Raw genomic sequence first — 13,289 nt, 5'->3', positions numbered from 1 at the left:
CTTGGGTTGGAGGTTGTAGGTTGGAGGTTGGAGGTTGTCTGTCTATCGATCTGTCGGCATCGGTTGCTGCAAACGCCTCACGCAGGCTTGATGCTGCCCGGCACGATTTTCGCGCCATGGTCGCGCAGCAGCGTCTGCACATAGGGGTCGTTCATCACGATCTCTTCGGCCACGCGCTGGCGCTCGGCAGCGGCAGCGGCGTTGCGGCGCGCGGGGCTGTCGATCACCACGCCCACCTCGACGGTGATCTGGGTGGCATGGCCGGCATTTTCCAGCGCGGCGCGCAGGCGCTCGCGCGCCGTGGGCTGGTTGAGCGACTCGCGCTCCACGCGCAGCAGCCAGTGGCCACCATCACGTGCCACCAGCTGCGACTGCAGCGCCAGCTCGCGCACCAGCGCGGTGATCACTTCGGCGGCCACCAGGGACTGTACGGTGGTGTACCAGACCTCGCCCTCTTCGGTCGGCGTATAGCGGGCCGAGGCAGGCAGCGATGCCGCCGAAGGCGAATGCGCCGTGGGCTGCAGGCGCACGCCAGGCTCTGCGGACATGCTGCGCACGGGGATGGACATCACGTCGGCCGCCGGGCGCTCGGCCACGGCCGTGGCGGGTGACGATGACCTGGCGTGCTCGCCGCCATCGCGCTCATCGCCAGACCCGCCGTGCTGCCGGTCGAAATCGTCGAGCGTGCGCACCGGCAATGGCGTGGACTGGGGCGCCGCGGCCACGGGCGCAGGTGCGGGCACGGGAACCTCCGGTGCAGCGACGACCTTGGCAGCCGCAGGCTCTGCGGCCAACGGAGCGGCGACATGGGCGGCGGCGGCCACCGGGACAGGGGCAGTGGCAACCACCGCGGGTGGCTGCACGACAGCCACGACCGGGGCCGGAGCCGGAGCCGGAGCCGGAGCCGGAGCCGGAGCCGGAGCCGCCGGCAAAGGTGCAGCAACCGGGGCGTGAACAGGGGCCGAAGCCGCCGGTTCAGGCCGCGTCAGAGTTTTTTTTTCCGCCGGGCCGTCGCCGGCCGGGGGTTTGAAGGCCAACAGGCGCAGCAGCACCATGGTCAGGGCTGCGTATTCGTCGGGCGCCAGGCCCAGCTCGCTGCGGCCGTGCAGGCACATGCTGTACAGCAGTTGCGTCTCATCAGGCGGCATGGCAGCCGACAGGCGGGCGGTCTCGGCGGCCTCGGGGTCGTCGGCATCGACGGCAACCACCATCTGCGGCACGGCCTGGAACACGGCCATGCGCTGCAGCACGGCGCTCATCTCTTCGAGCGTGGAGGCGGCAGACAGGCCGTTCAGGCGCAGCACATCGGCGGTTTCCACCACCGTCTTGCCGTCGCCCAAAGCCAGGGCTTCGATGAGGCGGAACACGTAGGAGCGGTCCACCGCGCCCAGCATCTGGCGCACGCCGGATTCCTGCAACTGGCCGCTGCCGAAGGCAATCGCCTGGTCGGTGAGCGAAAGCGCGTCGCGCATGGAGCCGCGCGCGGCGCGCGAGAGCAGGCGCAGCGCCTGGGGCTCGGCGGGCACGTTCTCGGCGGCGAGCACCTGGGTCAGGTGGCTGAGCACCGTCTCGGGCGCCATGGGGCGCAGGTTGAACTGCAGGCAGCGGCTGAGCACGGTGACCGGCACCTTCTGCGGGTCGGTCGTGGCGAGCACGAACTTCAGGTACTCGGGCGGCTCCTCCAGCGTCTTGAGCATGGCGTTGAACGCCGTGTTGGTGAGCATGTGCACTTCGTCGATCATGAAGACCTTGAAGCGCCCCTGCACCGGCTTGTACACGGCCTGTTCGAGCAGGCTCTGCACCTCGTCCACGCCGCGGTTGGAGGCAGCGTCGAGCTCGGTGTAGTCCACGAAACGGCCGCTGTCGATGTCGGTGCAGGCCTGGCACACGCCGCAGGGCGTGGCGGTGATGCCGCCCGTGCCGTCCGGCCCCTGGCAGTTGAGCGACTTGGCCAGGATGCGCGACACCGTGGTCTTGCCCACCCCCCGCGTGCCCGTGAACAGGTAGGCATGGTGCAGGCGCTGCTGGGTGAGCGCATTGGTGAGCGCCTGTACCACGTGCTCCTGCCCCACCATTTCGGTGAAATTGCGGGGGCGGTACTTGCGGGCGAGCACGAGATAGGACATGGCTTGATTCTAAGGGGGTCTGCGGATGCCCCTGCACAGCGCTCGCCACCACCGGAGACGGCTTTCACCCCCCCAAAAGGCGCCGCTGGCAACCCGGGGAAAACGGATCTGGGGAGGCCCTGCTGTCGATGGTGCTGCAGAGCAAGGGGGCGACTGTTCGCGATGCCCTGGGTGCCGGTGTGTCCGGGGTAGGCCGGGCAATGTCCATGGCCTTGCAGGGATTGCCATCTGTGCCATGCATCGGCGTCACCATCTGGGGGCTGGTGGGGCCCCAACCTTCATTGCTTGGCAGCGCCGTGTGGCACGAGCATCCAAATAACCCGTCGCGGCAAGGACAAACTGGCCATCGAAGCCGGCCACCTGCCGCGCACCCGCTACAATAGCCAGTGACGGGCCTCCCCGCATGGTAAAGCGGCCAAACGGGTCAGGTGGGGAACCAAGCAGCCCTAACTGTGGAGTCAGTGCCGGGGGTAAGGCTCGTCAACTTCTTCCTTCTTTTTTGCGCCCTGCGCAAAAATGCCTTCTTGGTCGCGCACGCATTGGCGCGCGACGCGCCACAACCGATTGCCATCCCTCCTGAGGTCCCGCCCAAGGTTCTTTTGAACAGGCGCGCAGACCTTGTCGGTGATGTCCGACACAGTTTCGCGGCATTCGGAGCTTCCCCTCGCCGATGGAGAGGCGCACACTTTGCAGCATCGCCTAGTCCATCTTTTTTCTATCGGGTGCTGCCATGTCTACCGCCATGACCGTGCAAGTATTCACCGCCCGCAGCCAAGCAACCGGGCATCCCGATGGCTATGCCATTGCAATGGCAACAGGGCATGTGGTCCACCGCAGAAGCAGGGATCTCTGCACCGCAGGCCTGTTGTGGCTCACCACCGGGGTGGCCACGGCGGCGGGAGTGAACTTCGCCGACGAAGCCATGGTCAGCCTGCGCGAAAAGACCACCAGGCCCTCCTCGTTCTATGAGATCAACAGCGTGGTGCTGCCGGACTTTGGCGACTATTCGGCACGCATCAATGCGCTGCCAGGCAGCCCGGGCTACCAGTTCAACAGCACCCAGTCCATCGACCTCACTGGCTGGCTCATCACACGCGAGTCGTACGGCAAGTTCGGGCTTTCATTGGGCATGAGCGCGCCGGCGGCCGGTGCCGTGCCGCTGGCATCGGATGCACCCAACCCTGCAAGCGTGGACTTCGGCGTGCGCTGGCGTTCGCAGCGTGAGAGCGGGCCACAGTTCGACGTATCGGCCTGGGCACGGACTTCGCAGCTGGCGCCTTCATCCGATGCATTGACCATGATCCGGGACGCGCAGCAACCCCTGTATGGCACGCGCCTCGAAATGCAATGGGAATCGTCAAAGACCCGGGGCCTCGTGCCCGAATTCGGCGCGGTCGGCGTGCAATTGCAGGGCGGATCGCGCCTGCTGCTGCGCGCCAGGAAGGGCGGGCCGATGCTGTATTACCGGTCCAGATTCTGAGAACCTGCATCTGTGCAGTGGCGCCGGGCCCTGTGCTCCCTGGCAAGCCCTTCAAGCGCCAGCGCGCAGGAACTTCAGCACACCCTGTCCCGCCCGTACGCCGCTGGCCATGCTGGCCGTAAGCAGGTAGCCACCCGTCGGAGCCTCCCAATCCAGCATTTCGCCGGCGCAGAACACACCCGGCGCGCGGGTGGCCATGAGGTCGCCGTCAAGTGCCTCGAAAGCGACGCCACCGGCGGTGCTGATGGCTTCGTCCAGCGGCCGGGTGGCCACCACCGTCACGGGCAGCGCCTTGATGGCATGGGCCAGTGCCACGGGGTCGGCCATGCCGTCCTTGCCCAGGTGCTCGTAGAGGATGCCGGCCTTGATGCCATCGAGCCCCAGGCGGCTTTTGAGGTGGCTGGACAGCGAGCGTGAGCCGCGCGGGTGGCGCACCTCCACCAGCACGCGCTCGGGCGTGTGGTCAGGCAGCAGGTCGAGGTGGAAGGTGGCGTGGCCATGGGCCTCGATCTCATCGCGCAGCAGCTGCGAGACAGCGTAGACCAGGCTGCCCTCCACGCCCGTGGCGGTGGCCACGAACTCGCCTCGGCGGCTGAAGCTGCGCCCTTCGCTGTCGATGAAGCCGATGGCCACGGTCTTGAACGGCTGGCCGCCGAAGCGCTCGGTGAAGTGCGGTGTCCAGCCCACGGCGGGCGTGGGCGCGCGGCCGATCAGCTCGCGAAAGAAATCACGCCGCGTCTCGCCAGCGGGCACATCGCCACGCACCACGTCGAAACCGCAGTTGGCCGGGCGCAGCGGCGCAACGGCCACGCCGCGTGCAGCCAGCAGCGGCACCCAGGCGCCATCGGACCCCAGGCGCGCCCAGCTGCCGCCGCCCAGGGCCAGCACGGTGGCGCGCGCGGTCACGGCCAGCTCGCCAGCGGGCGTGGCAAAGCGCAGTGCACCGCCCTGCCCCTCATTGGCCCAACCCAGCCAGCGGTGGCGCATATGGAACTGCACGCCCTGGCTGCGCAGGCGCTGCAGCCAGGCGCGCAGCAGCGGCGCGGCCTTCATGTCGGCCGGGAAGACCCGACCCGAGGTGCCGACGAAGGTTTCCACACCCAGGCCCTGCGCCCAGTCGCGCACCGCCGGCCCGCCGAAGGCGGTGATCAGCGGCTCGACCTGCTTCTCGCGGCCCACAAAGCGGGTGGCAAAGCTCTCGTGCGGCTCGGAGTGCGTGAGGTTGAGCCCACCCTTGCCCGCCAAGAGAAACTTGCGGCCCACCGAGGGCATGGCATCGAACAGGTGCACGGCCACACCGGCCTGCGCGAGCACCTCGGCCGCCATGAGGCCCGCCGGGCCGCCGCCGACGATGGCGACGTCACAGGCCAGGCCAGGGGTGGCAGCGTCCTGCGCGATGGGGGTGCTTGCATTCATGGTGAGGGGCTTTCGGAAATCGGGAGAACAACAGCGGGGATCAGAACAGCGAGCCCTGCGGGGAATCGTCCGTGCCGGGCGGTGCCGGGCGCGGCTTTCGGGACAAAGAAGAAGGAGAAGAAGCGGGGGCTGCCGGGGCCATGGCCACGGGCACAGCGGGGGCGAGAGTATGCCCCACGGCGGCCGCCCCATCCACTGCGCCGGAATCCGAGGGCAGCACCACCATGCGCCCGTCCCCGGTCAGGAAGGCCGCGTGCACGGGCTCGCCTGGCATCAGCGCACGCACGGCCTCGCGGTAGCGCTGCAGTTGCGCCATCAGGCCGGGCTGGCGCTCGGGCTGGGCGGCGCTCTTGTAGTCGAGCACCCACCATCCCGGCGCAGGGCCTGGGCCTTGGTGCCCCACCGGCCGACGCACCAGCCGGTCGAGCCGCAGGCTCTGGCCCTGGTGGTTGAGGGGGGCCTCGTTCATGGCGCTGTCCATCTCGGCAGGGTTCCAGGCCCAGGCGCCCTCGCCCGCCAGGATGCGCTGGGCCAGTTGCGCGGCGCGCGCGGCGGCGGCAGCGGTGATCTCGTGGTCCTGCGCCAGGCGGGCCAGGCGCGCCGGCGGCCAGCCGTGGGTGCGCAGACCGGCCAGCGGCATGCCCGCCACGCCGGCCTGCTCCAGCAACTGGTGCATGGCGTCGCCCAGGCGGGATTCGGGGGTGGACTGCGCAGGCGCCAAGGCGCCGGGGCTGGCGGCGCCTTGGGCCGTGCCGAACCCCTCGACGAGGCCCGCACCCGACTCACCCTTGCGGCCCTGCCCCAGTTCGGGCGGCAGCACGGGCAACTCAGGCACCACAAAGTGGGCAGCCGCTTCGCCGCCGGCCGCCACTGCCAGGGCATCGACCCCTTCCTCCTCTGGCAAGACGGCATCGTCCACCAGCGTGGCCAGGCGGTTCCACCAGCTGCCAAGGGATGCGCTGGCGGGCTGCACGGACGACAGGGCCAGGCAGTGCTTGGCCCGCGTCATGGCCACGTAGAGCATGTTGAGTTCTTCGCGCTGGCGCGCCTGCTGCTCCACGGCGAGGGCATCGACCGCGCTGGGCGGCGGGCTCGATTCGCTGGCCAGGAAGACAAAGCCCGTGGGCACCGGCTGCTCGCCAGGCCAGTCCACCAGCACGCCCATGGTCTCGGCTTTCTGGGGTCGGGTGTCGGTGTCGAGCAGCAGCACGCACTGCGCCTCCAGCCCCTTGGCGCCGTGCACCGTGAGCAGGCGGATGGCCTGCGCATCCACCCGGCCGGGCGCACGCACGCCGCCCTTCTTCATGGCGCGCACGAAGGCATAGGGCGTGAGGTAGCGCCCGCCATCGTGCTGCAGCGCGGCGGCCAGCAGCGCGCGCAGGTTGGCCTGCACCGCTGCGCGCTGGGTGGCCGGCGCCGCCGCCGCAAAGCGGGCCAGCACGTCGCCATGGGCATAAATGGCGTGCAGCGCATCGTGCGGGGGCAAGCTGTCCACCCAGCCCTTGTACTGCGCAAGCACGGGGCCGGCGGCTGCGGCCGGCGTGGCATCCACCAGTTCAGGCCGCTGCAGCAGTTCGAACCAGCTCAGGCCGGCATGCTCTGGCTGGCGGCGCAGCAGGGCCAGCGCCACCAGCGCATCGTCACCCAACCCGAACAGCGGCGACCTGAGCGCGCGCGCCAGCGACAGGTCGTGCCCGGTGGAGACCAGGGCATCGAGCAGGGCCACCATGTCCTGCACCTCGGGCGCGTCGAACAGGTCGGCCTTTTCGGGCTGCACGCAGGGCAGGTGCAGGGCACGCAGCGCGTCCTGCATGGAGGCGAGGCGATCGCGCTTGCGCGCCAGCACCAGCACCTCCCTGGGCGGCACGCCCTGGGCGATCTGCTGCGCGACCCAGCGCGCGGCCTGCTCGCATTCGCGCATGCGCTGGGTTTCCTCGGCCTCGTGGCGCGGCTCGGTCAGGCTGTCGCGCCAGGCCAAAAGGCCGCCGCCCGCAGAGCCACTGGTTTCCAGAGGCTCGATGGCCGGCAGGCGCAGCAGTTCGCCGGGGTCGGTCGATTCGGTCGTGTGCTTGCGAAAACCACGGGTCTCGCCCTGCGCCTGCGCCGTGCCCAGGGCATCGTTCACGGCGGCGATCACACCCGTGGCGTTGCGGCGCGTGTGGTCGCAGCTGAGCAGGTCGCCCGAGAGGCCGTTGCGCACGAAGGCCTGCGCCGCCAGGAACACCTGCGGCTCGGCCCGGCGAAAGCGGTAGATGCTCTGCTTGGGGTCGCCCACGATGAACACGCTGGGCGCGGCGGAACCGCCGCCCGAGCCCGCGTAGCCCGAGAGCCAGGCGTGCAGCGCCTGCCACTGCAGCGGGTTGGTGTCCTGGAACTCATCGACCAGCAGGTGGCGTATGCGTGCATCGAGCCGCTCCTGTACCCAGCCGCTGAGCACAGGGTCGGCGAGCATCACCAGGGCCGTGCGCTCCACGTCGTTCATGTCCACCCAGCCATGCTGGTTCTTGACGGCGGCGAACTCTTTGATCAGGCAACGCGCCAGCCGCGCCATGCGCTGCTGGTGCAGCCAGGCGTCATGCTGGCGGCGCGCCAGCAGCAGGCGCTGCAGCTCGGGCTCGGCCTCCTGCGCGGTGGCGAATTTCTCCAGGTTTTTCGACAGCCGGTCTTCCTTGGCCACGAACAGGGCCTTGCGCAGCAGGTCCAGGCGCAGGTCCAGGTCATCGCAGGCAAAGGCATCGACGATGGCATCGGCCGCCTTCTGCGGCGTTTTGGCAGACTCCACCCCCAGGGCCTGGGCCCGGTCGAGCCAGCGGCGGCGCACGAGGTCGCCGCGCAGCGCATCGGCAGGGTTGTCCATGCCGGCCAGCTCGGGGCAGTGCTCCGTGAACGGGGGCACCGAGGCATCGACCACACCGGCCTCGTCGGCCAGATCGAATTCCACGCGCTTGGACAAGGCTGCCGCGAGCGCCTTGTGCGTCTGCGAACGCCCGTGGCGGAACACCGCCGCCTCGTAGTCGGCGCGCAGGCCGGCGTGGCTATCCACCGCGTGCAAAAAGGGCTGCCACACCTCGCGCACGGCCTCGGCATCGTCCTCCAGCAGCTCGAAATTGGCGGGCAGGCCCTGCGCCTGCAGCAGCGCCAGCGGCGCCGTGCCCAGCAGCGCGGCAAACCAGCTGTGGAAGGTGCGGATCTGCACCGGCCGGCCGCTGGCCAGGACCTGCCGGTACAGCCCGCTCAGCGCCTCGCGCTGCTCCAGGGCCCGCTCGGGGCGGATGCCACGGGCCACCAGTTCCCCCGTGAGCTGGTCCAGCGGTGCATCGGCGAACTGCTCCAGCCATTCCTGCAGGCGCTGGCGCATTTCGCCCGCGGCCTTCTTGGTGAAGGTGATGGCCAGGATCTCGTGCGGCGCGGCGCCGTCGAGCAGCGCGCGCAGCATGCGCGAGACCAGCATCCAGGTCTTGCCCGCACCGGCACAGGCCTCGACCGCCACGCTGCGCGCCGGGTCGCAGGCAATGGCATAGAAGGCCTCGCGCGAAACGCCCTGGCCGTTGTGTTCGTAGGCGGCGCCCTTCATTCCAAGATTCGTCATGCCCAGAAATCCTTGCGGCACAGGCCGCGCGCCGCGCAGTACTCGCACACCATGCCCTCGCCCAGTGCGGGCATAGGGTCGCCTGCGGCGATGCGTTCGAAGTCGTGCTGTATGCCCTCCACCAGCAGGTCGCGCAGGGCCACCACCTCCTCCTGCTCGTGCATCTGCGTCTCGCCACGCTCGCCCACGTTCACATAGGCGGCGCGCAGGGTGTCGTGGCTCAGCAGCGCGGCGTAGAAGGCCAGCTGTGTGTCTTCAGCCCCGGCACCGATGCGCTGGCGCGTGACGGAGTCGCTCTCGGTCTTGTAGTCGATCACCAGGGTGGTCACCTCGCCGGCACCCGACACCCCATCGATGCGGTCAATGGTGCCCACGAGCTCCATGCCCCCCAAAGGCTGCGTGGTCCTGAGCTCGGCCTGGCGAAAGCCCGCGCCCAGCTGCTCGTGCTGTGCCAGCCAGCGCAGGTAGCCATCGCGCACCTGCGGCCAACCCGCAGCAAAGGGCAGAAAGTCGCCACCTGTGAGACCCTGGCGCGCCGTGACGGCCTGGGCCGATTCGTCGAGCCGGTGCGTGCGCCCAGGGCCCGCATCGAGCGGTGCCTGCAACAGGCCTTCGTGAAAATGCTGCAGCACCTCGTGCAGCCAGTTGCCGAAATCGCGCTTGTCCACTTCGCTGCCCAGCTCCTCCGCATCCTGCAGGCCCAGCTGGCGCAGCGCGAAGAAGCGGTAGGGGCAATGGCGCAGGTCCGAATACGCGGTGGACGACAGCTTGTGCACCGGCAATGCCTGGCCGCTGGGCAGCGGCCGGGCCGTGGGCGCACTGGCCACGCTGCGCGCAAGGCGCAGGTCCTCGCCCGCGTGTGCTGCGCCGTCGAGGTGCAGCGCCAGCACCAGGGCACTGGCCAGCAGGGGCTCGCCGCCCTCGTCGCCCGTGCGCCACAGCACGTCCACCACGGGGGTCTGCAGCGCGCTGCGCCAGGCCAGGCGTTGCGCGGCCTCCAGCGAATCGCGGGTGGGCAGGCCCCAGGCCTCGCGCTGGGCCTGCGTCCATTCGCCCGGCGGCTCCGGGGCAGGCTGCAGGCGCTTTTCATCGCAGCCCGGCAACACCAGCGCGGCAAAGGGCCGGGCCAGCAGTTGCGGCAGCGGCAGGATCACGACCGGCGCGCCGGGCGGCGGCGGCGGCACGAAGCGCGCGGCCTCCAGCACCTCGTCGGCCCAGCGGGTGAACTCGGCCAGCGCCATGCGCCGGCCCACGCCGTCCCAGGCTTCGAGTTCGGCCTGCAGGCCCTCGGGCAGGCGCAACACGGCAAGCACGCGCTCGCCCGCCTCATCGGCCTCAAGCACGGCCCACTGACCCGTGGCTTCGAGCAGGCCGCGCAGGGCGGCAAGCCACTGCACCAGCGGGCGCGCCGCACGCAGGCCGGCGCGCCAGGCCTCGGTCTGCGCCACGGTCGCGGCCAGTGCCGGGTGGGTGCTCCAGTCGCGCTCGGCCACTGCACCCCAGCGCGCCAGCGATGCCTTGCGCAGTGCTTTTTCCAGCGGGTTGAGGGTGCCTGCCTCCCACGCCGGCACCTGCTTGAGCCAGGCAAGCACGGCGTCGGCGTCGGCATCCCAGGCGCAGGCTTTCAAGGCGGCCATGAGCTGCGCGGCCGCGCGCGTGGTCGACAGCGTCCAGCCGCTCTCGTCGCGCACGTCCACGCCGCTGCTGCCCAGGTGGGCGCGCACGCGGCGGGTCAGCGCCCGGTCGGTCGCGGCCAGCACCACGGGCACGCGGCCGGCGGCCAGGTGCGCCAGAACGCAGGCGGCGGCGCACTGCGCTTCGTCCTCGGCATCCGTTGCGGCATGCAGGGCGATCTGCCCTTGCACCGCGCCATCCCCTTCGGGCGCATACAGGGGCAGCAGCAGCGCTCGCTCGCCCCAGTGGGCCAGCAGCGCGGCCGCCATGGGCTCGGCCTGGAAACCTTCGAACACCACCAGCGCATCGGTGGCGGCCCGCACGCCAGGCTCGAACAGCACATCCGTCGCGTAACGCGAGGCCAGCGCCCATTCAAGCGCAATGCGCGCCACCACGGCCTCGAAGCGCAGCGCGCTGCCTTCGTCCGCCGGCGGCAGCAGGCTGCGCGCCTGCACTCCCCAGGCATCGCGCTGTGCGGGCGGTACGGCCGCCACGGCCAGGGCCAGTTGGGCGGCGGCCTCCTGCAGCGGCGTGGCCAGCACGTCGCGCTGGGCCGACAGGCCGGCCTGGTCCAGCAATGTGCGCGCGGTGAGCGTGTCGCGCGCCACGTCGCCCGCCAGGTCCTGCCCCTCTGGCACGAAAACCGCGAGCTGGTGGGCCCAGTTGCGAGTGGTTTCGAAGCGCGGCACGAAGCTGTCCGGGTGCCGGCGCGCCCACAGGCGCTGGCCCCAGGGCATGAGCTGCGCATAGGGAACCAGCACCACGGTGCGGGCCGGGTGCGCGCCGTGCTGGGCGAGGTGCCGGGCGACCTCGCCCAGCACCCGCGCCCAGCAAGGCGCCGCCTGATCGGTTTTAGCTATGACAGTCATAGCATCGGAGGGCCCGGCCACACCGGTGAACGTGGGATTGGTTTCTGTCACAATGACCCAACTTTATACGTACCCCGGTCCCAACCCGCCCAGCTACAAGGAATACGCCATGGCCAGCGAACTCATCAAGCACCTCACCGACGCCAGCTTTGAAGCCGACGTACTGCAGTCCACCACCCCCGTGCTGGTGGACTACTGGGCCGAATGGTGCGGCCCCTGCAAGGACATCGCCCCCCACCTCGACGACCTGGCCAAGGCCTATGAAGGCAAGCTGCAGATCGCCAAGCTGAACATCGACGAGAACCGCGAGACGCCTGCCAAGTTCGGCATCCGCGGCATCCCCACGCTGATGTTCTTCAAGGACGGCCAGCTGTCGGCCACCAAGATCGGCTCCATGCGCAAGGAGCAGTTGACGGCCTTCGTCGACCAGCAATTGGCATAACGCCACTGCTGGTGGTGGCACTCCGGGCCGGGGTGCCACCACCCCGCATTTCACCGCCGCTTGCATCTCTTCACATGCCCGAGGGCAGCGGCCTGGCCTTCCCGGATTTTTTCCTGTCATAATTCCAGCAGATCACCGGCTTGCACGCATTGGCAACCGGTTCGAGAGATCCCCAGGCACGCCGTGACTGCCATCAGCAGACCACCGGCGAACAGCCCACCTCCCCCGAGACACCTACCTACTCCGCCAAGGAGTCATTCCATGCACTTAAACGAACTCAAGGCACTGCACGTGTCTGAAGTCCTGAAGCAGGCCGAAGAACTCGAAATCGAAAACACGGGCCGGATGCGCAAGCAGGAGCTGATGTTTGCCATCATCAAGAAGCGCGCCAAGGCCGGAGAGCAGGTGTTTGCGGATGGGGTGCTGGAAATCCTGCCCGACGGCTTCGGCTTCCTGCGCAGCCCGGACACGAGCTTCACCGCCAGCACGGACGACATCTACATCTCCCCCAGCCAGGTGCGCCGCTTCAACCTGCACACGGGCGACATGATCGAAGGCGAAGTGCGCACCCCGAAGGACGGTGAGCGCTACTTTGCCCTGACCAAGCTCGACAAGGTCAACGACGGCCCGCCGGAGCAGAACAAGCACAAGGTGATGTTCGAGAACCTGACGCCCCTGTTCCCCAAGGAACAGATGCGCCTGGAACGCGACGTCAAGAGCGAGGAGAACATCACCGGCCGCATCATCGACATCATCGCGCCTATCGGCCGCGGCCAGCGCGCCCTGATCGTGGCCCCGCCCAAGAGCGGCAAGACGGTGATGATGCAGCACATCGCCCACGCCATCACGGCCAACAACCCCGACGTGCACCTGATGGTGCTGCTGGTGGACGAACGCCCTGAAGAAGTGACCGAAATGCAGCGCACGGTCAAGGGCGAGATCATCGCCTCCACCTTCGACGAGCCCGCCGCGCGCCACGTGCACGTGGCCGAGATGGTGATCGAGCGCGCCAAGCGCCTGGTCGAGCTCAAGAAGGACGTGGTCATTCTGCTGGACTCCATCACCCGCCTGGCCCGCGCCTACAACAACGTCGTGCCCTCCAGCGGCAAGGTGCTGTCGGGCGGTGTGGACGCTGCCGCGCTGCAGCGCCCCAAGCGCTTCTTCGGCGCCGCCCGCAAGGTCGAGGAAGGTGGCTCGCTGACCATCATTGCCACCGCGCTGGTCGACACCGGCAGCCGCATGGACGAAGTGATCTTTGAAGAATTCAAGGGCACGGGCAACTGCGAAATCCACCTGAACCGCCGCCTGTACGAAAAGCGCGTGTTCCCCGCCATCGAGCTCAACAAGAGCGGCACGCGCCGCGAAGAGCTGCTCCTGGTGCCCGAGATCCTGCAGAAGACCCGCATCCTGCGCCAGTTCATGTACAACATGGACGAGATCGAGTCCATGGAGCTCATGATCAAGAACATGAAGGCCACGAAAACCAATGTCGACTTCTTCGACATGATGCGCCGGGGAGGCTGATACGGATTGACCTTCGACCGGCTAACGTCGTTGGGTCGCCTTGCCGTGCCAAAGCACTGTCTGCGGCTCCCCGCCTAGTTATCCGGCCGAATGCCAACCCGTACAAGTCTGCCTTTTGGCACCACGGATACAACGCCCCGCAGGCCCCAGAGCCTGCGGGGCGTTGTTG

Annotated in this window: 7 protein-coding genes and 1 other RNA gene; 4 read left to right on the top strand and 4 right to left on the bottom strand. The window is 69.0% G+C overall.

The features are described 5' to 3' along the window. Positions 1-77: 77 nt before the first annotated feature. Positions 78-2,126: a DNA polymerase III subunit gamma/tau gene (dnaX, locus tag ACSQ9E_RS05750; protein ID WP_436217138.1), complete on the bottom strand. Its 2,049-nt coding sequence runs from the start codon at positions 2,124-2,126 to the stop codon at positions 78-80. A 388-nt stretch (positions 2,127-2,514) separates the two neighbouring features. Here dnaX and ffs point away from each other — a divergent pair. Further along, an RNA gene (ffs, locus tag ACSQ9E_RS05745) (signal recognition particle sRNA small type) lies at positions 2,515-2,611 on the top strand. A gap of 245 nt (positions 2,612-2,856) precedes the next feature. Further along, positions 2,857-3,606 carry a hypothetical protein gene (locus ACSQ9E_RS05740; RefSeq protein ID WP_436217137.1) on the top strand — a complete coding sequence of 250 codons (750 nt, stop codon included), beginning with the start codon at positions 2,857-2,859 and terminating at the stop codon, positions 3,604-3,606. Positions 3,607-3,657: 51 nt separating this feature from the next. Here ACSQ9E_RS05740 and ACSQ9E_RS05735 read toward each other — a convergent pair whose 3' ends face one another. Genes ACSQ9E_RS05735 through ACSQ9E_RS05725 form a run of 3 tightly spaced genes read right to left on the bottom strand, consistent with a single transcriptional unit; the run spans position 3,658 to position 11,154 of the window. Then, complete coding sequence (locus tag ACSQ9E_RS05735; RefSeq protein ID WP_436217136.1) at positions 3,658-5,022, bottom strand: TIGR03862 family flavoprotein; 1,365 nt, start codon at positions 5,020-5,022, stop codon at positions 3,658-3,660. 40 nt (positions 5,023-5,062) lie between these two features. Next, entirely contained in the window at positions 5,063-8,611 is a 3,549-nt protein-coding gene (locus ACSQ9E_RS05730; protein ID WP_436217135.1) for a UvrD-helicase domain-containing protein, read from the bottom strand. Beyond that, positions 8,608-11,154, bottom strand: a complete 2,547-nt coding sequence (locus ACSQ9E_RS05725; RefSeq protein ID WP_436217134.1) for a PD-(D/E)XK nuclease family protein — start codon at positions 11,152-11,154, stop codon at positions 8,608-8,610. Before ACSQ9E_RS05725 ends, ACSQ9E_RS05730 begins: the two co-directional genes overlap by 4 nt. Positions 11,155-11,263: 109 nt before the next feature. On the opposite strand from ACSQ9E_RS05725, the gene trxA reads away from it, so the two are divergent. Both trxA and rho read left to right on the top strand, forming a co-directional pair. Further along, positions 11,264-11,596, top strand: coding sequence for a thioredoxin TrxA (gene trxA, locus ACSQ9E_RS05720; protein WP_057205675.1), 333 nt, complete (start codon positions 11,264-11,266; stop codon positions 11,594-11,596). A 261-nt stretch (positions 11,597-11,857) separates the two neighbouring features. Beyond that, positions 11,858-13,120: a transcription termination factor Rho gene (gene rho, locus ACSQ9E_RS05715; protein WP_007847642.1), complete on the top strand. Its 1,263-nt coding sequence runs from the start codon at positions 11,858-11,860 to the stop codon at positions 13,118-13,120. Positions 13,121-13,289 lie beyond the last annotated feature (169 nt).

The organism is Acidovorax sp. LjRoot118 (assembly GCF_964253575.1).
In the GTDB taxonomy this organism is placed as follows: Bacteria; Pseudomonadota; Gammaproteobacteria; order Burkholderiales; family Burkholderiaceae_C; genus Acidovorax.
Note: the sequence above shows the minus strand (reverse complement) of the source record. Positions and strands in the feature narration are given on the sequence as shown.

Coding starts and splice junctions, on each gene's coding strand:
- rho (WP_007847642.1), top strand. CDS start 11,858: ATGCACTTAAACGAACTCAAGGCACTGCACGTGTCTGAAGTCCTGAAG.
- trxA (WP_057205675.1), top strand. CDS start 11,264: ATGGCCAGCGAACTCATCAAGCACCTCACCGACGCCAGCTTTGAAGCC.
- ACSQ9E_RS05740 (WP_436217137.1), top strand. CDS start 2,857: ATGTCTACCGCCATGACCGTGCAAGTATTCACCGCCCGCAGCCAAGCA.
- dnaX (WP_436217138.1), bottom strand. CDS start 2,126: ATGTCCTATCTCGTGCTCGCCCGCAAGTACCGCCCCCGCAATTTCACC.
- ACSQ9E_RS05735 (WP_436217136.1), bottom strand. CDS start 5,022: ATGAATGCAAGCACCCCCATCGCGCAGGACGCTGCCACCCCTGGCCTG.
- ACSQ9E_RS05725 (WP_436217134.1), bottom strand. CDS start 11,154: ATGACTGTCATAGCTAAAACCGATCAGGCGGCGCCTTGCTGGGCGCGG.
- ACSQ9E_RS05730 (WP_436217135.1), bottom strand. CDS start 8,611: ATGACGAATCTTGGAATGAAGGGCGCCGCCTACGAACACAACGGCCAG.